This window comes from Saliphagus infecundisoli (assembly GCF_020177375.1).
Lineage (GTDB): Archaea > Halobacteriota > Halobacteria > Halobacteriales > Natrialbaceae > Saliphagus > Saliphagus infecundisoli.
The window spans coordinates 26,284-44,108 of the sequence record NZ_JAIWHV010000007.1; the positions used below are offsets into that span (position 1 = coordinate 26,284).

Annotated in this window: 18 protein-coding genes; 7 read left to right on the forward strand and 11 right to left on the reverse strand. The window is 67.8% G+C overall.

The window, feature by feature from the left end; genetic code table 11:
- Positions 1 to 23: 23 nt before the first annotated feature.
- Positions 24 to 980: a TIGR03557 family F420-dependent LLM class oxidoreductase gene (locus LCF40_RS10895; protein WP_224828492.1), complete on the forward strand. Its 957-nt coding sequence runs from the start codon at positions 24 to 26 to the stop codon at positions 978 to 980.
- Between the two features lie 50 nt (positions 981 to 1,030).
- Positions 1,031 to 2,011, forward strand: coding sequence for an aldo/keto reductase (locus LCF40_RS10900; RefSeq protein WP_224828493.1), 981 nt, complete (start codon positions 1,031 to 1,033; stop codon positions 2,009 to 2,011).
- 9 nt (positions 2,012 to 2,020) lie between these two features.
- On the opposite strand, the gene LCF40_RS10905 is transcribed toward LCF40_RS10900, so the two are convergent.
- Positions 2,021 to 2,245 (reverse strand): YgaP family membrane protein, encoded by a 225-nt coding sequence (locus LCF40_RS10905; RefSeq protein WP_114578318.1) that lies wholly within the window; start codon positions 2,243 to 2,245, stop codon positions 2,021 to 2,023.
- Between the two features lie 129 nt (positions 2,246 to 2,374).
- Positions 2,375 to 3,802, reverse strand: coding sequence for a heme o synthase (locus LCF40_RS10910; protein ID WP_224828494.1), 1,428 nt, complete (start codon positions 3,800 to 3,802; stop codon positions 2,375 to 2,377).
- A gap of 107 nt (positions 3,803 to 3,909) precedes the next feature.
- On the opposite strand from LCF40_RS10910, the gene LCF40_RS10915 reads away from it, so the two are divergent.
- Positions 3,910 to 4,911, forward strand: coding sequence for an LLM class flavin-dependent oxidoreductase (locus LCF40_RS10915; RefSeq protein WP_114578320.1), 1,002 nt, complete (start codon positions 3,910 to 3,912; stop codon positions 4,909 to 4,911).
- A gap of 31 nt (positions 4,912 to 4,942) precedes the next feature.
- Here LCF40_RS10915 and LCF40_RS10920 read toward each other — a convergent pair whose 3' ends face one another.
- From LCF40_RS10920 to LCF40_RS10945, 6 genes are all read right to left on the reverse strand, one after another.
- Positions 4,943 to 6,040 carry a Gfo/Idh/MocA family protein gene (locus LCF40_RS10920; RefSeq protein WP_224828495.1) on the reverse strand — a complete coding sequence of 366 codons (1,098 nt, stop codon included), beginning with the start codon at positions 6,038 to 6,040 and terminating at the stop codon, positions 4,943 to 4,945.
- Positions 6,041 to 6,049: 9 nt separating this feature from the next.
- On the reverse strand, positions 6,050 to 7,225 hold the full coding sequence (locus LCF40_RS10925; protein ID WP_114578980.1) for a mandelate racemase family protein: 1,176 nt from the start codon (positions 7,223 to 7,225) through the stop codon (positions 6,050 to 6,052).
- A gap of 99 nt (positions 7,226 to 7,324) precedes the next feature.
- Complete coding sequence (locus LCF40_RS10930; protein ID WP_114578979.1) at positions 7,325 to 8,413, reverse strand: UxaA family hydrolase; 1,089 nt, start codon at positions 8,411 to 8,413, stop codon at positions 7,325 to 7,327.
- Complete coding sequence (locus LCF40_RS10935) at positions 8,410 to 8,670, reverse strand: UxaA family hydrolase (protein WP_263623666.1); 261 nt, start codon at positions 8,668 to 8,670, stop codon at positions 8,410 to 8,412. Before LCF40_RS10935 ends, LCF40_RS10930 begins: the two co-directional genes overlap by 4 nt.
- Before the next feature lie 50 nt (positions 8,671 to 8,720).
- Positions 8,721 to 9,935: a UxaA family hydrolase gene (locus LCF40_RS10940; protein ID WP_224828497.1), complete on the reverse strand. Its 1,215-nt coding sequence runs from the start codon at positions 9,933 to 9,935 to the stop codon at positions 8,721 to 8,723.
- 130 nt (positions 9,936 to 10,065) lie between these two features.
- Entirely contained in the window at positions 10,066 to 10,377 is a 312-nt protein-coding gene (locus tag LCF40_RS10945; protein WP_224828498.1) for a DUF7111 family protein, read from the reverse strand.
- Positions 10,378 to 10,463: 86 nt separating this feature from the next.
- Between LCF40_RS10945 and LCF40_RS10950 the strand changes: the two genes are divergently transcribed.
- Positions 10,464 to 10,751, forward strand: coding sequence for a PadR family transcriptional regulator (locus tag LCF40_RS10950; RefSeq protein WP_224828499.1), 288 nt, complete (start codon positions 10,464 to 10,466; stop codon positions 10,749 to 10,751).
- Positions 10,752 to 11,441: 690 nt separating this feature from the next.
- Here LCF40_RS10950 and LCF40_RS10955 read toward each other — a convergent pair.
- Positions 11,442 to 12,584 (reverse strand): acyl-CoA dehydrogenase family protein, encoded by a 1,143-nt coding sequence (locus LCF40_RS10955; RefSeq protein WP_224828500.1) that lies wholly within the window; start codon positions 12,582 to 12,584, stop codon positions 11,442 to 11,444.
- 106 nt (positions 12,585 to 12,690) lie between these two features.
- Here LCF40_RS10955 and LCF40_RS10960 point away from each other — a divergent pair, with 106 nt between their 5' ends.
- Positions 12,691 to 13,743: a phytoene/squalene synthase family protein gene (locus tag LCF40_RS10960; RefSeq protein ID WP_224828501.1), complete on the forward strand. Its 1,053-nt coding sequence runs from the start codon at positions 12,691 to 12,693 to the stop codon at positions 13,741 to 13,743.
- Between the two features lie 34 nt (positions 13,744 to 13,777).
- Here LCF40_RS10960 and LCF40_RS10965 read toward each other — a convergent pair whose 3' ends face one another.
- Complete coding sequence (locus LCF40_RS10965) at positions 13,778 to 15,064, reverse strand: hypothetical protein (protein WP_224828502.1); 1,287 nt, start codon at positions 15,062 to 15,064, stop codon at positions 13,778 to 13,780.
- 74 nt (positions 15,065 to 15,138) lie between these two features.
- Entirely contained in the window at positions 15,139 to 15,993 is an 855-nt protein-coding gene (locus LCF40_RS10970) for a 3-hydroxyacyl-CoA dehydrogenase family protein (RefSeq protein ID WP_224828503.1), read from the reverse strand.
- Positions 15,994 to 16,116: 123 nt separating this feature from the next.
- Here LCF40_RS10970 and LCF40_RS10975 point away from each other — a divergent pair, with 123 nt between their 5' ends.
- Positions 16,117 to 16,944, forward strand: a complete 828-nt coding sequence (locus LCF40_RS10975) for a class I fructose-bisphosphate aldolase (RefSeq protein ID WP_224828504.1) — start codon at positions 16,117 to 16,119, stop codon at positions 16,942 to 16,944.
- Positions 16,941 to 17,825, forward strand: coding sequence for a class 1 fructose-bisphosphatase (locus LCF40_RS10980; RefSeq protein ID WP_114578970.1), 885 nt, complete (start codon positions 16,941 to 16,943; stop codon positions 17,823 to 17,825). Before LCF40_RS10975 ends, LCF40_RS10980 begins: the two co-directional genes overlap by 4 nt.

The following is a 17,825-nucleotide window of genomic DNA, read 5'->3' on the forward strand; positions in this document are numbered from 1 at the left end:
AGCGGATCGCCGTAGCCGACCCCATGGTAGAGATCGGCTACACGCTCTCGAGCGAGGAGCACGCCCCCGACGAACTGGTCGACAACGCCGTCCGTGCCGAGGAGGCCGGCTTCGACTTCGTCTCGATCTCGGATCACTTCCACCCGTGGGTGTCGGCCCAGGGCGAGTCCCCCTTCGTCTGGTCCACGCTGGGTGCCATCGCCCGCGAGACCGAGGAGGTCGGCATCGGCGTCGGCGTCACCTGCCCGACGGTCCGGATCCATCCGGTCAACGTCGCCCACGCGGTCGCCACGATCGCGGAGATGGCCGACGGCCGCTTCACCTTCGGCGTCGGCACCGGCGAGAACCTGAACGAACACGTCGTCGGCGAACGGTGGCCCGAACACGACGTCCGCCTCGAGATGCTCGAGGAATCGATGGACGTCATGCGAAACCTCTGGACGGGCGAGGAGGTCAGCCACCACGGCGACCACTACACCGTCGAGAACGCGAAGCTCTTTACCGTCCCCGACGAGCCGATCCCGACGCTCGTCTCCGCCTTCGGTCCCCAGACCGCACGAATGGCCGCCGACTACGGCGAAGGGCTGTGGTGTTCGGGTCCCCAGGCCGAGGTCGTCGAGGCCTACGAGGACGCCGGTGGAGAGGGTCCGGCCTACACCCAACTCCACGGCTCCTATCAGGACACTGAGGAGGAAGCGATCGATACGGTGTACGATGTCTGGCCCAACGGCGCGATCACCGGCGAACTCGCCCAGGAACTCCCCTCGCCCGCACACTTCGAACAGGCAGCGGAGATGGTCGACCGCGAGGACGTCGCCGAAGGCGGAACGATCACCGAGCCGAGCCCCGACCCCTACGTCGAGAGCATCGAGACCGCGATCGACGCGGGCTACGACCACGTCTACGTCCACCAGATCGGCGACAACCAGGAGGAGTTCATCGACTTCTTCGCCGAGAACGTGATGCCCGAGTTCCGGTAAAGGCGCCTGGGTTCGGGCGGCTTTTACCGCCGGCAGGCGAACCCGCTCGCATGGAGTACACCACCCTCGGCGAGACCGGTCTGGCCGTCTCGCAGCTCTGTTATGGTACCTGGCGCTTCGGCAAGGAGACCGACGGCGTCGTCGAGACCGACCGCGAGGAGGCCCACGAGATCCTCGATGCCTGCCGCGAGCAGGGAATCAACTTCATCGACACCGCAAACGTCTACGGAGACCCCAACGGCACCGCAGAGGAGTACATCGGCGAGTGGCTCGAAGACCACGACCGCGAGGAGTACGTGCTCGCCTCGAAAGTCTACTTTCCCTTCGACGGCTGGGGCGAGCCCGGTCCGAACGACTCGGGGCTCGGCCGAAAGCACATCCGCGCCCAGATCGAGGGCACCCTCGACCGATTGGGCACCGACTACCTCGACCTCTACTACATCCACCGCTGGGACGACGACACCCCGATCGTCGAGACGATGCGAACCCTCACCGATCTCGTCCGCGAGGGGAGAGTCAACTACCTCGGTGCCTCGACGATGGCTGCCTGGCAGCTCACGAAGGCGCTCTGGCAGTCGGATAGCGAAGGACTCGAGCGCTTCGACGTCACCCAGCCCCGGGTCAACGCCATCTACTACGACGAGGTGAGCGACTATCTCGACGTCTGTGGCGATCAGGACCTCGCGGTCTGTCCGTACTCGCCCCTTGAGGGCGGCTTCCTCACGGGCAAGTACGAGCGCGCGGGCGACGACCCCAACGACGTGATCTCGCCGGACGGCTCCCGGGGCAGTCTGAGCGGGATGTCCGTCGACGAGAGCGACTGGGCCGTCCTGGAGGAAGTCGAGGCGGTCGCCGACGAACTCGACGCGACGCCCGCCCAGGTCGCCCTGCGCTGGCTGATCGACCAGCGCGAGTTCACCTGCGTCCCGATCGTCGGCGCGCGCTCGCCCGACCAGCTCGCCGAGAACGTCGGCGCGGTCGAACTCGAACTCTCTGACGACCAGTTCGATCGGATCGACGAGGCGCGCTGACGACGCGCGTCAGGACTCCTCGGAGTCGGAACAGGTGTCGATTCCCAGCAGGGCGTTCGCGCCACAGAAGCCGGTCGCCCAGTTGACGAGGAGACCGGCACCCGCAACGACCGCGAGGACGCCGGCCGTCCGCCTCCCTGCCAGGATGGCCACGAGGGCGGCGACGACCAGCGAGGTGCCGAGGACGCCTCTGACGGTTCGATCCAGTCCGCCGACGTTCTTCGCGGGTCTCATGCCTAGCGGAAGGGGCTGGCGGAAAATAAGCGTGGTCCCGACTTATACGGTCGGAGACAACGATTTCCCGTTCAGTCGTAACAACGCATTACGACTGACGTTCACTGACTCGTCTCGTCTCCGAACGTATCAGAGCACGAGCGCGTCGATCAGGACGGCGACGAGGACCGCCCCGAGGAACGCGTTCGAGGCATGGAACGACCGGAACGCGGCGGCCTCGCTTTGCTCGAAATGGAGCGAGACGGCGGCCAGGAGGAAGATCGCCCCGAAGACGACGACGGTCGCGGCGTAGAGGGTCCCCAGATCGGTGATCCAGGCGAGCGCGATCGTTCCCAGCAGGGTCGCGCCGATGTAGTAGAGGATGTGTTTTCGGGTGACGGTCTCCCCGCGGACGACCGGCATCATCGGGAAGCCGCCGCGGGCGTAGTCCTCCTTGTAGGCGAGCGCGAGGTTGTAGAAGTGCGCGGGCGTCCAGAGGAAGATCACGCCCGCGAGCGCGAGCCCCGGGGCGCCGATCGAGTTCGTGACCGCGGCCCAGCCGATCAGCGCCGGCAGGGCGCCCGCAGCACCCCCCAAGACCGTGTTCTGAACGGTATGGGGCTTGAGTAGGAGGGTGTAGACGACGCTGTAAAAGAGGATCGCGGCCAGGCCCAGCGCGGCCGCGAGCGCGTTCACGGTGAGGAAGGCGGTCATCGAGGCCGCCGCCAGAGCCAGCCCGAACAGGAGCGCGTTCCGAACGGGGATCAGTTCGGTCGCCAGCGGCCGGTCTGCGGTGCGGGACATCCGCCGGTCGACGTCGCGCTCGAGGACGTGGTTGAAGGTGCCGGAGGCGCCGATCGCGAGCACGCCGCCGCCGAGGGTCGCGACGATCGTCCGGGCCTCGAGAGCGGGTCCAGCGGCCAGGGCCATCCCGGCGGCGGCGACCAGACAGAGCAGCCACATCAGGCGGGGTTTGGTCATCTTGAAGTACGCCCAGGCGGTCCGACGGGCGCGTCCGACGGCCGAACGGTCGACGCTGCCGGCGTCCGCGGCGGTGCCGGTCGGCTCGTCGGGGCCGGCGATGGGCTCTGCGGGCCGGTCGATCCGATCGTCGGTGCCAGTCGCCCGCTCTAGGTCCCAGGCGAGCGCGCCGACGACGCCCGCGAAGATGACGACGCCGAGCGCGAGGTGGAGTCCCGGCGCGACTGCGTCCGGGCCGAGGGTCGCGGTGACGGCGCCGACGCCGACCTGGAGGGCGTAGAGCCCGGTCGCCGAAAGCAGGGCGGCCCGGACGCGGCCGGAGGCTCGCCCCAGCAGGGCGGCGGCGGTCGAGGCGGCGACCAGGAGGCCGACGACGACGGCGGCGAGCCGGTGGCCCCAGGCGACGGCGAGTTCTGTCTGGCCCGGCGCCGTCGGCGGGGAGCAGGCCGGCCAGGTCGAACACGCCGCGGCGGCGTCGGTCAGCGAGGTCGTGGCGCCGACGATCAAGAGGAGGTAGACCCCCACCGCGGTCGCTGTGAGCAGCCGCGAGAACCGTTCGTGTGTTCCGATCGGACGGGGGAAGTCGGTCGGTGCCACCGTTGGCTAGAGGTTCGGCTCCGCGTATTTAGCGTCGGCGGTTTTTCCCACGGCCCTCTGCTCGTTGGGGCCCCCAGCCTTATCGACCCGCGCTCCGGAGGTCGGGTATGCAGTTCGACTGGATGGTCCAGTGTTACGCCGGCGACGGCGTCCACCGCGACGCGCCGCTGCTCGAACGACTCGACCGCGAGACCGTCATGTCGGGCGTCGATACCGCCGTCGACGTCGGCCTCGAGGGGCTGTGGGCGCCCGACCACTTCATGCTCGGTCCCCGCGCCGAGGAGTACGAGGTCTGGACGCTCCTCTCGGCGCTGGCCGAACGAACCGACGACGTCGATATCGGCCCCCTGGTGGGGTCGATCACCTACCGGAACCCCGCCCTGCTCGCGAAGATGGCCACCACGGCCGATATCCTCTCGGAGGGCCGTCTCAGGCTGGGCCTGGGCGCGGGCTGGCACGAGGCCGAACACGCCGCCTACGGGTTCGACTTCCCGGACGTGGGCACCAGAGTCGACATGCTGGAGGAGGGAGTCGAGGTCGTCCGGACGATGTTCACCGAGCCCAAGCCGACCTTTCATGGCTCTCACTTCGAGATCGAGAACGCGCTCAACGAGCCCAAACCCGTTTCCGACCCTCACCCGCCGATCGTGATCGGCGGCGCGGGGCCTCGAATGCTCCGGCTCATCGCCCGCGAGGCCGACGAGTGGAACGTCGAGATCAGCGCCCGGGCACGTGGCAAACCCATCGAGTTCAAGGTAGAGAAGTTCGAGGAGTACGCCGAGGAGGCCGGGCGCGACCCCGCAGAGATCGACCGGTCGTGGCTCGCCCACGTCCTCGTGTGCGAAGACCAGGAAGAAGTCGATGAGTACGTCGATCGGATCTTCCCGCTGCCCTGGGGCGAGGAGTCCGACATGGACGAACAACTGGAGGACATAGAAGACGCCCGCGAGAAGGGGAGCATGCTGATCGGGACGCCCGCCGAAGTCGCCGAGGGGATCGAGGAGATTCGGGAACTCGGCTTCGGCAAACTCCAGCTCATGTTCCTCGACTTTCCCGACACTCGAGGCATGGAGCTGTTCGCCGACGAGGTCGCGCCCGAATTCCGGTGATCGCGAGCGCGGTTCGGGGACCGGACTCGAGCTACCAGGAGGTGACGGTTACGTCCCGGAGCGGGCGCGCCAGCGGAATCTCGACCTGTCCGTCCGTGTAGTGAGAGAGGTAGAAGGCAATGATGATCTCCAGAGAGCGCGTCGCCTCCTCGCCGGTCGAGCCGTTTTCGGCCTCGCCCTCCAGGACGTCGACGATGTGGGCGGCCGCGTTCGCGAACGCGCGCTGATAGTCGTCGTCCCACGTCCAGGCGCCCTCGATTCCCGGGAGGGGCCGTTCGACGTGGTCGCCGTCCTCGAGACTCCAGTAGCGCCACTCGCCGTCGTCGTTGTTCATGTAGAGCTTTCCCTCCGTGCCGACGACGTTGAACGTCATCGAGGAGATTTCCCGGGGAAGCGTGCAGTCGACGGTGACGAACGTACCGTCGTCCATCACAACGAACCCGCCCCCGCCCGAATCGTCAACCTGTTCGCCTGCCTCGAGACTCTCGACGGCTTCGTTCTCGCCAGTGATGTACCCCGAAACCCGCTCCGCGCGCGCGTCGAGCAGGTAAACCAGCGTGTCCAGCAGGTGTGTCGAGTTCCGCAGCAGTTCCATCCGGAACTGAGTGCTTACCGACCGGATCTCCCCTAGTAAGTTCTCCTCGTGGATCAACTGTCGGAGCTGCTGAAGCTTGTCCGTAAACCGGAACGAGTGGTTCACCAGCAGTTCCGTCTCCGTGTCCGCACAGACGTCGACCATCTCCTCGGCGTCGCTCACCTGCGAGGCGATGGGCTTCTCACACCAGATCAGCGACGGGTCCGCCGTCGAGCGGGCGGCGTCGACGACGTGGTCGTGATGGAGGTAGGAGGGCGTACAGACCGAGATGATATCGAGGTCCTCGGCGGCGAGCATCGCGTCGTGGCCGACGTAGCGCCGGTCGTCGGGGATCTCCCAGGCCTCGCCGAAGCGTGTGAGTTTTCCCTCGTCGACGTCCGCGACCGCGACGAGCTCGATTTCCTCGGTGGCGTCGAACCCGCCGGCGTGGCTCGCCTCGATCTTTGTCTGGCCGATCTCCTCGGCGTCGTGCATCCCGAGGATGCCCATCCCTGCGATGCCGCCCGTGCCGATGATGCCTGCCGTGTAGCTCATCTCCGACACCTACTCGTAGGCGTGGACCGAGCCGGTGGCGTTGTCCTCGATGTACTCCCAGTCGTAGGAGACGCCCAGTCCGGGACCGTCGGGGACCGAGATCTTCCCCTCGTCGTCGATCGTGTCGATCATGTCCGAGTAGTCGCCCTCGTAGACCGGCGGCTGGGTGTTGGGCGCCTCGGGGTGGACCAGCGCGAGTTCGTAGTAATTCGTATTTCGCGTGGCGGCGATGCAGTGGCGCTGGGCGGGGCCGGGCGCGTGGAACTCGACGTCGAGGCCGAACGCCTCGGCCATGTGGACGATCTTCATCGCGCCGGTGATGCCGGCGTCGTACTCGGGGTCCGCGCGGACGAAGTCGGTCGCGCCGTTGGCGACGAAGTCGGCGTGGGGTTCGAGCCCGCGGACGTGTTCGGTCTGGAGGATCGGCGTCTCGATGTGTTCGCCCAGGCGTTTGTGGCCGTGCTGGGAGATCCCGCCATCCCGATAGGGGTCCTCGTACCAGAAGAAGTCCTGTTCGTCCAGCGCCTTCCCGACTTTGAGGGCGTCGCCGAACGTCTCGTACTCGCAGGCGGGATCGAACATCAGGTCCATCTCGTCGCCGACCGCCTCGCCGACGGCGTGGACCGACTCGATCTCGCGGCCGAGGTCGCGGCTGGCGTCGCCGCCACCCCAGCCGTGGATCTTGAAGCCGGTGTACCCCATCTCGAGACACTCCTCGCCGAACTCCGCGAACGCCTCGGGGGAGTCGAGCCCGCCGTTCTCGTCGCCGTGGTACGTCGAGGCGTAGGCCGGAATCTCCGTCCGGTAGGTGCCGAGGAGTTCGTGGATGGGGGCGTCGTAGTACTTGCCCGCGAGGTCCCAGAGGGCGATGTCGATGGGGCCGATGCCCATGCGGTCGTACTTGCGGAGGGCGCGTTTGATCTCCGACCAATGTTTCTCGCGGTCGAAGGGGTTCTTCCCGATGAGGTAGTCGGCGAACATGTTGACCTGGGCGGCGCCGGGGGAGTTCCCGCCGACGTACTCGCCGGTGACGCCCTCGTCGGTCTCGATCTGGATGGCGAACAGTTTCCGCCAGGTAGTCTCGCCGGGCTCGTAGACGAGGTTGAAGCCGTGCTGGTCGGTCGCGAGGTCCTCTAAGGGGTACTCGAACTCGCGGCTCTCGATGCGCGTGATCGTCGGTGCCATACGCGACGACCGGCGGGGAGTATCATAAAGCCAGCCCTCCCGGAGGCGGCTGCCGTCGTTCGAGGCGTCCGGCCGATATCGGTGCCGACCGGTCGAACGCTACAGCGACGGCCCGGCCCGCTCGATCGCAAACGAGGTCACGCCGTGTCGTTCCGCCCGGCAAGGCTCGCCCGCCGCAGTCTCTCGGACCCGCCGGGCGAGTCCCGCGGCGTCGGTCTCCCTCGCGTCGACGTCGATGTCCGCGCCGACCGCCTCGAGGGTGGCCCGCGTCGCCGACACCTTCAGGACGGGCGCGAGCGGGTGACCCGTCGGGATCCCGTCGCCGGTGACGTGGACGACGATATGGGCACCGGCGGCGACGACTCCGGTCGCGGCCTCTTCGAATCGGGAGGCCGAATCGACGAGCGCCAGCCCGGAATCGGGGGCGGGACGGTCGCCGTAGGCGACGACCTCCTCGATCCTTCCTTCGCCCCACAGCCGACCGACCTCGGCCGGAGCGTACTCCCCGGCTTCGCGGGCCACACGGGGCGCTCGGGCGGGTTCTCCCCGGTCCGATAGGAGCTCCTCGATCGCCTCTCGGTCTCCGACGAACCGCTCCCGGGCCGCGTCGGGATGGGCCCGGACGCGCTCGGTTCCGGCGACGACGACCCGCCCGCCGGCGGACCGGACGCGGTCGACGAACTCGCCGACCAGCGGTTCGGCCCGCCCGACGGTGGGCTCGGCGAGGTCGGTGCTGACGACGCCGACCGTGAGATCGCCGAGGTCCGGCCCGCCGTTCTCGACGGCGTGGTCGGCCCGAAGCTCCTCGGCGGCCGCGACTCCCTCCTCGAGGCAGGCGTCGGTGCCGCCGACGCTCTGGATCGAGAGCTCCCGGACGGGGACGCCCCGGTCGGCGATCCGGCCGGCGAGGGCGTCGCTCTGGACGTGCTCACAGCCCAGCCCGACGACGACGCAGCCGGCGACGTTCGGGTGGTCGCCCATCGCGACCAGGGTCCGTGCGGTCCGGTCGTTGTCCCGGCCGATCTGGGCACAGCCGTGGTCGTGGGGTGTCGCGACCGCGCCGGGGACCCGGTCTGCGATCTCCTCTGTCACCTCGTGCGAGCAGATGACCGACGGAAGGATCAGGACCCTGTCCCTGATACCCGGCTCCCGGCGGTTCTCGGCGGTTCGGGCGTCCGCCGTGCTCATGACCGCCCCCCTCCGGCCGCCGCGTCCGCGTTCGCTCCGTCGGCTCTCCCCCGCGCGCTGTCGCAGTTGTGGGTATGGACCCACTCGCCGGCCCGGATCGGCTCGGTCGCGACGCCGATCGCCTCGCCGTACTTCCGGACCGCCTCGTCCCGCTCGTGATCTCGAAGGGCGACCTTGTGCCCAAAGGGGATCTCTTCGGCAAGTTCGACGTCCCCCTCCACCGCGAGGGAGTGGCCGACCTCGCCGCCTTCCAGCATCGTCGCGACGGTATCGGTCCCGTCGAGGACGATCGCCTTACGGTCGTCGCTCACGAGCCGCCCGCCTCCGCGGGGTCGGGCTCGCCCTCGAAGTATCCGAGCTCGTTGGGCTGGAGCTCGTTGATCGCGAACTCCCGCAGTCCCCGGACCTCGGCGGCGGTCCGCCGGCCGCTCGCCGTCTCCAGGATCGTCCCGTAGATCCGCTCGCCGACGGTCTCGAGGTCGTCTCCGCCCGTGACGATCGTGCTCGCGTTCGCGTCCATGTTCGAGCCCATCCGCTCCCAGGTCTCGGGGTTGCCACAGACCTTGATCACGGGTGCGATCGGGTTGCCGGTCGTGCTCCCCCGCCCGGTGGTGAAGACGATCACCTGCGCGCCGCCGGAGACCTTGCCGGTGACGCTCTCGACGTCGTAGCCGGGGGTATCCATCAGGACGAGTCCCTCGCCCGTCGGAAGGTCTGCGCCGTAGGGAACGACGTCCCGGATCGGGGTCGTCCCGCCCTTCGCGATCGCGCCCAGGCTCTTCTCCTCGATGGTCGTCAAACCGCCCTCCTGGTTTCCGGGCGAGGGCTGGGCGCCCCGGAGGTCGGCGCCCATCAGTTCGGCGGCGGCCTCGCGGCGCTCGACGTACGCGAGCAACTTCTCGCGGACCGCCTCGCTCGCACACCGCTCGGCGAGGACGTGTTCGGCGCCGATGAACTCGGGGGTCTCGCTGAACGAGGCGGTTCCTCCCGCCTCGATCAGCCGGTCGCAGGCCTCTCCCACCGCCGGGTTCGAGGCGAGCCCGCTGGTCGCGTCGCTGCCCCCGCACTCGACGCCGACGACGAGTTCGGAGACGTCGACGGGCTCTCGGCGGGCGCCGGCGGTCTCCGTAGCCAGATCGTCGACGATCTCCTCCCCGGCGGCGACTGCCGCGGCCGTCCCACCTTCCTCCCGGATCGATAAGGTCTCGACCGGCCGGCCCGCCGCGGCGACCGCATCCGCGACCCGCTCGCCGTCGACCGCTTCGGTACCGAGCTTGAGGAGCAACGCGCCGCCGACGTTGGGGTTGGTCGCGACGCCCTCGAGGACCCGTCTCGTTTGCTCCAGGGTCGCCTCGGGCGCGTCGGCCGCGAGCTGGTGGGGGGTCGCATGGACCCGGTCGGGTCCCTCCTCGGCGATCCGGGCGGCGACCGCGCTGACCGCGACCGACAGGGGCATGACGGCGACGACGTTCCTGACGCCGACGGTGCCGTCACCCCGCCGGTAGCCTTCGAACGTGTTCATGTGAAACCTCAACGAATTCGCGCGCATAAACCGTTAGGGTCCCCCTCGATCTCGCGACGTCGGTTGGTTCGGCTCGATCACCGGGCCGTACCTCGAGCGGACGTGCCCTCGCGAACCGACCCGCCCCGGCTCACATCCCCATGTCCGCGGCCGGGTCGGGAACCGGGAGGTCGCGGGGAGAGACCCCGAGGCGTTCGCCGACGTGGTCCAGGGCCATCTCGAACCCGTAGTAGCGCTCGAGTTCCTCGCCCTCGCGAGCGGTCCTGACGGCCACCATCGCGTAGCCGTCGCGGTTCTGGGCGACCGCGGCCGTCCGACCGTCGCGTTCGAACGTCAGGAGCCGCTCGGTCTCGGTCTCGGCGTACGTCGCGACGATGCCGTTCGACTCGCGTTCCGTGTCGACGCGTTCGCTCCCGCCTCGGTCGTCGGGGTCGCCGTCCATGCCGGACGGTGGGCGTGGGGGAACGCCAACGTGTCGGTCCCGGCCCGACCGAAATCTTCGAGAGGACGGCACCGCTAACCGGCGGTATGGCGAAGTGGCTACAGAGCGGGCGCCGACGGGACATCTGTATCGTTCTCGCGGCGGAGGGGGAGCTTCCGGGCCAGCGGGTGAAGTCCGAACTTGAGTCCCGCTACGACGAGCACATCGAGCCGAAGGCGTTCTACGGCTCGCTGTCGGCGCTGGTCGATACGGGGTTCGTCGAGAAGCGCACTGAAGGAATACAGGATCTCTACGCGCTCACCGAGGCCGGCGAGCGCCGGCTCCGCGAGCAGTTCGAGTGGATGTCCGGCGCGGTTGAGGGCGGAAACGAGTAGGCGGAATTACTCGAACGGGTCGCCGGGCATCATGCAGATCGGTGGGTTCGTGACATCGATTGTCAGAACTACTTTCCTTCCTAATCCGTAGGTCAAACAACGATTGTAGTTACGTTAGCAATTTTTATAATTCAGGTTCTATCGACATCCATGAATCGTCGAGCGGTACTTTCGATCGCCATAGCGGGCTTCGCTTTTAGTGGCTGCTTGGGTCGGATCGAGAGAGATGGCGACATCTCCTCGGATAACACGTCGGTAATACAACGTAGGGAGTTCCAATTTCTTGAGTACGATGAGTTTTCTGAGGATCCGAATGAAGGTCCACAGATAGAGTTCGATACGGCTGGGAATCAGGTTACGGTTACTGGGCGTCTCTTTGTGGGGTCCGGGAATTGCAAAGAAGCACAGTTAGACGACATACGGTACGAGAAATCGGAAGATCAGCTCACGGTTATTGTCACTCACGGAAAAAGTGGAAATCATCCGAATAATAACCCTCTCGGCTTGGGATCATGTACCGAGGACATGAGTTCGGACGGATACGAAGTTACAGTTACGACAGAGGGATCGCTTCCCACGAGAACCACCGCAATCGAGCGGGATGCCGAGAACGATGAACAGACGACGACGACGGCTACACCGACGAATAGACGCTCGCAGTATATGACAACTAGGCCGAGCGATCGATGACTACTCGAGCAACTGATCGCCGATGGTGTTCCGGAGTACCTCGCTGGTACCCTCGTAGATCTCGTTCAGCTTCGCGTCGCGGTAGAAGCGTTCCGCGGGGAAGTCCTTCGTGTAGCCGTAGCCGCCGTGGATCTGGATCCCCTCGTTTGCGACCTCCCGGCTCACCTCGCTCGCGTACAGTTTCGCCTGTGCGGCCTCCTTGATGTAGTCCTCGCCGCGGATCTTTCGATCCGCCGCCCGGTGCATCAACAGCTTCGCGGCCTGGATCTTCGTGTCCATGTCCGCGAGCTTGTGTTTGATCGACTGGAACTCGCCGATGGGCTGGCCGAACTGCTCGCGCTCGCCGGCGTACTCTCGGGCGGCCTCGAAGGCTGCCCGCGCGATGCCGACGCCGCGGGCGGCGATGGTGATCCGGCCGCCGTTCAGGGTCTTCAGCGCGTGGACGAACCCCCGACCCTCCTCGCCGAGCCGGCGCTCTTCTGGAATCCGCATCCCGTCGAACCGGAGTTCCGCCGTGGGACAGCCCTTGTCGCCGAGTTTCTCCTCGGTCCCCTCGACGTGGAATCCGTCGTCCTCCTCGGGCCGGACGATAAAGGAGGAGATCCCCGCGTTTCCCGCGTCGGGATCGGTCTTCGCGAACAGCGTGATCGTATCAGCCACTGAGCCGTTCGAGATCCAGAGCTTGCCGCCGTCGACGACGTACTCGTCGCCGTCTTTCCGAGCCCTGGTCTCCATCGCGGGCACGTCGCTGCCCGCGCCCGCCTCCGAGAGCGCGAACGCGCCGATCTCCTCGCCCTCGGCGAGCGGGACCAGATACTCCGCTTTCTGCTCTTCGTTGCCGAACTCGTAGAGCATGTTTCCGGCGAGCGAGACGTGGGCCGCGACGACCGTTCCCAGCCCGCCCGAGCCCCGCGATATCTCCTCCAATGCGAGCGCGTAGGCGTGATAGTCGAGGCCGGCCCCGCCGTACTCCTCGGGGAACGGCATCCCCATCAGTCCGAGCTCCGCCATCTCCCCGACGAGATCCTGGGGGAACTCGTCCTCGCGGTCGATCTCTCCCGCGACGGGGACGACCTCGCTGTCGACGAACTCCGCGACCATCTCCCTGATCTGGCGCTGCTCGGCCGAGAGGGTGAGATCCATACCCGCCCGGTCGCCCGGAGGGACCTTCATTGTTCCTCATCCCGGGCCGCGAACGGCCGCGACCACGGTGTTTTTCCGGAATGGGAACATACGTGGGGGCACGTAGATGACCACCAGCCAGTCCCGATCGACGGAAGACGCCGATATGGAGTGGTGTTACGAGGCCGTCCACGGCGTCTCGCGGACGTTCTCCATCACCGTCGATCGCCTCGAGGAGCCGATGGCGAGACAGATCTGTCTCGGCTACCTCCTCTGTCGGGTCGCGGACACGATCGAGGACGCAGGGCATATTCCTCCCGGAGAACAGAGCCGGCTACTCGAGCAGTACGACCGCGTCCTCGACCCTGAGGACCCGACAGACGCCGAGGCCTTCGTCGCGGAGGTCGGACCCTGGCTCCCCGAACCCGAAGAGCGCACCGAGGACTGGGAGGTCGTCGCCCGGACGCCCCGGGTCGTCGCGACCTACGAGGCCCTAGAGGAGGAGCCCCGCGAGATCATGCGCGAACCGGTCCGCGAACTCGTCGACGGGATGGCGATGTTCACCCGCCGGTACGCCGAGGAAGGGGGCCTTCGCCTCCAGACCTTAGAGGAGTTAGAGGAGTACTGCTGGTACGCCGCCGGCACCGTCGGCACGCTGATCACCGGGCTCGTCTCGCGGGGAGCCTCGCCCGAGCGGGCCGCGACGCTCCGGGACAACGCCCGTTCCTTTGCCCTCCTCCTCCAGCTGGTCAACGTCGCGAAAGACGTCGAGGACGACTACCACGAAGAGAACAACGTCTACCTCCCCGCGGAGTGGCTCGAAGAGGAGGACGTCGAGAGCGAGGCGGTCACCGACGACGCGAACCACGGCGGCGTGACGACGGTCATCCGGCGAGTCGCCGGTCGGGCGGAGGGCTACCTCGACGGCGCCCACCGCTACCTCGAGGCCGTCCCCGAACGCCACGGCAACACGCTCTCGGCGTGGGCAATCCCCTACCTGCTCGCGGTCGGCACCCTCCGGGAACTGCGCGAGCGCCCCGAGGACGTCCTCCGCGAGGGCGACGTCAAGATCTCGCGGGCGGAGGTATACGCGCTGCTCCAGGCCTTCGAGGGCGACGTCTCCCAGGCGCACCTGCAGGCGTTGCGCGAGGAGATGGTCGAGGCGCCCCTCCACCAGTAGATCTTCTCGCCGGCCGCCACGATATTCCGCCCGACTACTCGTGTGCCAGGCGCCGACCGAGCAACGCGACCGGATAGCCGAAGGCGACGACGACGGCGATCCAGGGCATCAACAGGAGACCGTAGACCGCCGGGCCGAAGCCGAGGACGTAGACGGGAGCGACGGCCGCGACCGCGGCGATCGGCGCGAGCGCGGCGAGCGCGACGATCGCGACCGGCGTCCGTCCCCGCTCGGCAGCGTGGCCGATCGGGAGATAGAGCGCGGTCGCCAGCCCGAAGGCGAGCGGTGTCGCGTACACCGGACCGGCGAGGAGGTGGGCGATCCCCGCGGCGACGACCGTCGCGAGCACCGCGAGGCCGACGAGCCCGCGGGTCCCGAAGCGAGCGAGACGACGCGCTCCGGACCCGAGCAGGGCGTAGCCGGCGCTCAGCGAGGCCAGCGCGGCGAGTTCCGGCGCGAGGCCGCCGGCGGTCGTGACCGCACCGACGACGAAGAAGCCGGCCGCGCCGACGATCCCGACGGCCACGATCAGTCTCTCGAGCGTCGCGGCGTCGAACGCGTCGCGGCCGAAGCGGGTGTGGCCGATCCCGATTCCCGCGAGTACCAGCACCACCGCGGGAACGACCCCGCCGCGAACGCCGTGGTCGAGTGCCGTCGGGCCGGTTTCCGCGGCGAGCGTCGCATACCCCCTCATCGAACCAAAGGGGCCGTCTCCGCCGTAGGTAACGTACGTCTGCTCGTCGAACCCCCCGGGTACTTCGCCCTCGCGGGTCCAGGTAGCGGCGTTTCCCTCGACGGCGGCGCCGGCGGGATCGTTCGTGACAACCGCCCTGGCCGGCGCGTGGATCGTCACCCGCTCGACGACCATCTCGTAACGCGTGGGCGACGCACCCGTCGCGAAGTAATCGACGATCCAGGCGTCGCCGACGCCGGGTTCGGCGACGTCATCGACGGTGTAGTTCACCACGACGGCGCCCTCGGCCACCCTCGACTCGACGGTCCGGACGTCGCCAGCGGCGACGTGGTGGCGCGCCCACGCGTCCTCGACCGCGGCCTCGAGGGCGGCCCCGTCCGTCCGGTAGCGCTCGGCCGCGTCCTCGGCGACCGGCACGGTGGCCTGCCAGCGGGAGTCGCCGTCGTCGTCGATGTAAACGTCGAGCGTTCCCGGACCCCTCGCGCCCGCGATCTCGGCGTCGTTCGCGGTGCTCGGGCCACAGACGCCACAGAGCTGTTCCGGCGGCGGCGCGCCGGCGACGACGGCGGTGGCGAGGACGCCAGCGACCACGAGATAGACCGCGAACGCGAGACCGGCGCGTCCCATCGACTCGATCAACTCGTGTCAGTGCCAAATAGGTACCCCGCGATGGACGGGCGGCGACTCGGGACGGACGGCCGTCACTCGTACTCGTAGAATCCCGTGCCCGTTTTCTTCCCGAGGTCGCCGGCCTCAACCTTCCGTTTGAGGAGGTAGGCAGGGATGTAGCGATCGCCCAGTTCCTCGTGGAGCGTCTCGGAGGCGTGCAGACAGACGTCGAGCCCGATGTGGTCGGCCAGTTTGAGGGGCCCCATCGGGACGTTCGTCCCGAGTTCCATCCCCCGGTCGATGTCTTCCTTCTCGGCGACGCCCTCGTCGTAGGCTCGGATCCCCTCGTTGATCCAGGGCATCAGGATCCGGTTGGTGACGAAGCCGGGCTTGTCGTCGGCCTCCCAGGTCGTCTTTCCCAGCGATTCGGAGAAGTCGTTGGCCAGCGCAACGACTCCCTCACTGGTCCGCTCGCCGACGACGATCTCGACGCCCTCCATGATCGGGACGGGGTTCATGAAGTGGATTCCCACGACCCGTTCGGGAGAATCGGTCGCTGCCCCGATCGACGTGATCGAGAGCGTGCTCGTGTTCGTCGCGAGCACCACGTCGTCGGGAAGGAGGTCGTCCAGATCGGCGAAGACCTCCCGCTTGATCTCGAGGTCCTCGACGATGGCCTCGACGACGAGATCGCAGTCCGCGAGGTCCGCCAGCTCGGTGGTTCCCGTCACGCGCCCGCTGATCTCCCCGGGCTCTTCCTCCAGGTCGTCCCGATCCTCGAGCCGCGAGAGGCTCGAGTCGATCGCCGCCAGCCCGTCCTCGACGAACTCCGCCTCGACGTCGCGCATGACGACGTCGTAGCCTGCCGTCGCGGCGACCTGTGCGATCCCGTTTCCCATCGTCCCCGCGCCGACGACGCCGACCCGGTCGATCCGATCGCGAACCATGCCCTCCGTTGCTCGGAGGGGGCCGTAAGCCTGGCGCCCCGAGGATTTACTACACGAGGTAGTATAAATTTTCACCGTTGCAACCGCCACAAATATATGCGCTCCTGTCGGAGGTGTTTCCCAATGCTACCGATCGACGATTCGCCGATCGTCCGGGACGGAAAGTCCGTTATCCTCGCGATGGATCACGGACTCGAACACGGCCCGGTGGACTTCGAGGACGTGCCCGAGAAGTTAGATCCCGCCCAGGTCTTCGAGACGGCGACCCACGACGCGGTGACCGCGATCGCCGTCCAGAAGGGGATCGCCGAAGGGTACTACCCCAGTTACGAAAACGACGTCAACCTGCTCGTCAAGCTCAACGGCACCTCGAACCTCTGGATGGGCGAGCCCGACAGCGCCGTCAACTGCTCGGTCGAGTACGCCGCCGAGATCGGCGCCGACGCCGTCGGCTTCACCGTCTACGGCGGTTCGAACCACGAGATCGAGATGGTCGAGGAGTTCCGGGAGATCCAGGAGGAGGCCCGCGAGTACGGCCTCCCGGTCGTGATGTGGTCGTATCCGCGCGGCCAGGGGCTGAAAAACGACACCAAGCCGAGCACCATCTCCTACGCCACCCGCCTGGCTCTCGAACTCGGCGCCGACATCGCGAAGGTGAAGTATCCCGGCAGCCGGGAGGCGATGGCACACGCCTGCCGGTGTGCCGGCGACATGAAGGTCGTGATGAGCGGCGGCTCGAAGACCAGCGACGAGGAGTTCCTCTCGACGGTCGAGTCGACGATCCGGTCCGGCGGGTCGGGCCTCGCAGTCGGGCGCAACGTCTGGCAGCGCGAGGACCCCACGCCGCTTTTGGACGGCCTCGAGTCGGTCATCTACGAGGAGCAAACTGCGGGGGCCGCCCTCGGCAACGAGTCGGAGGCCGACGCCACGGACGCCGCCATCGAGGGATGAGCGAGGGTCTGGATGCCCTCGTCGTCGGCGGCGACCACGACCGCGTCGTCGGCGAGGTCGTAGACGTCGTCAGCCGAACGGCCCCCGAGATCCGGGAGGGCCTCGTTGGCCGGCGCCAGCCGGTCGGCGGAGAGGCAAACCCCACCGGGGACACACAGATGGAAGCCGACGTCTGGGCCGACGACCTCCTCGGAGAGCGGCTCCGGGCGATCGAGGGCGTCGGCGAGTACGCAAGCGAGGAGCGCGAGTCGGTGGTCGACTGCGGCGAGGGACTCTCGGTCGCGGTCGATCCCCTCGATGGCTCCTCGAACCTCGTCTCGAACAACCCGATGGGCACCATCTTCGGCTGCTATACCGAACCGATCCCCGCCCCGGGAACCGCCCTCGTCGCCGCGGGCTACGTCTGTTTCGGCCCCGTGACGACGATGGTCGTCGCCACCGACGACGGCGCCGCCGAGTACGAGATCGACGGCGGCGACCGCCGATTGCTCGAGGGCTCCGTGACCCTCCCGCGGGAGCCGACGGTGTACGGCTTCGGCGGCCGGGTCCCCGAGTGGTCCCCCGAGTTCACCGCCTTCGCCCGCGAGATCGAAGGCGAGTGCAAACCCCGCTACGGCGGCGCGATGGTCGCCGACGTCAACCAGGTGCTCTCCTACGGCGGGATCTTCTCGTACCCGGCACTCGGCTCCCGGCCCGCCGGAAAGCTTCGACTCCAGTTCGAGGGGAACCCGATCGGCTACGTCGTCGAACGTGCGGGCGGTCGTTCCTCCGATGGGGAGGGGTCGCTGCTCTCCCGCGATGCGGACGAACTCCATGGACGGACCCCGGTCCACGTCGGCTCCCCCGATCTGATCGACCGGCTCGAGGACGCGCTCGCGTAG

Bases quoted from the DNA above. Each gene is read 5' to 3' on its own strand.
- LCF40_RS10895 (WP_224828492.1), top strand. From the start codon at position 24: ATGGTAGAGATCGGCTACACGCTCTCGAGCGAGGAGCACGCCCCCGAC.
- LCF40_RS10900 (WP_224828493.1), top strand. From the start codon at position 1,031: ATGGAGTACACCACCCTCGGCGAGACCGGTCTGGCCGTCTCGCAGCTC.
- LCF40_RS10905 (WP_114578318.1), bottom strand. From the start codon at position 2,245: ATGAGACCCGCGAAGAACGTCGGCGGACTGGATCGAACCGTCAGAGGC.
- LCF40_RS10915 (WP_114578320.1), top strand. From the start codon at position 3,910: ATGCAGTTCGACTGGATGGTCCAGTGTTACGCCGGCGACGGCGTCCAC.
- LCF40_RS10920 (WP_224828495.1), bottom strand. From the start codon at position 6,040: ATGAGCTACACGGCAGGCATCATCGGCACGGGCGGCATCGCAGGGATG.
- LCF40_RS10925 (WP_114578980.1), bottom strand. From the start codon at position 7,225: ATGGCACCGACGATCACGCGCATCGAGAGCCGCGAGTTCGAGTACCCC.
- LCF40_RS10930 (WP_114578979.1), bottom strand. From the start codon at position 8,413: ATGAGCACGGCGGACGCCCGAACCGCCGAGAACCGCCGGGAGCCGGGT.
- LCF40_RS10935 (WP_263623666.1), bottom strand. From the start codon at position 8,670: ATGCTGGAAGGCGGCGAGGTCGGCCACTCCCTCGCGGTGGAGGGGGAC.
- LCF40_RS10940 (WP_224828497.1), bottom strand. From the start codon at position 9,935: ATGAACACGTTCGAAGGCTACCGGCGGGGTGACGGCACCGTCGGCGTC.
- LCF40_RS10945 (WP_224828498.1), bottom strand. From the start codon at position 10,377: ATGGACGGCGACCCCGACGACCGAGGCGGGAGCGAACGCGTCGACACG.
- LCF40_RS10950 (WP_224828499.1), top strand. From the start codon at position 10,464: ATGGCGAAGTGGCTACAGAGCGGGCGCCGACGGGACATCTGTATCGTT.
- LCF40_RS10955 (WP_224828500.1), bottom strand. From the start codon at position 12,584: ATGGATCTCACCCTCTCGGCCGAGCAGCGCCAGATCAGGGAGATGGTC.
- LCF40_RS10960 (WP_224828501.1), top strand. From the start codon at position 12,691: ATGACCACCAGCCAGTCCCGATCGACGGAAGACGCCGATATGGAGTGG.
- LCF40_RS10965 (WP_224828502.1), bottom strand. From the start codon at position 15,064: ATGGGACGCGCCGGTCTCGCGTTCGCGGTCTATCTCGTGGTCGCTGGC.
- LCF40_RS10970 (WP_224828503.1), bottom strand. From the start codon at position 15,993: ATGGTTCGCGATCGGATCGACCGGGTCGGCGTCGTCGGCGCGGGGACG.
- LCF40_RS10975 (WP_224828504.1), top strand. From the start codon at position 16,117: ATGCTACCGATCGACGATTCGCCGATCGTCCGGGACGGAAAGTCCGTT.
- LCF40_RS10980 (WP_114578970.1), top strand. From the start codon at position 16,941: ATGAGCGAGGGTCTGGATGCCCTCGTCGTCGGCGGCGACCACGACCGC.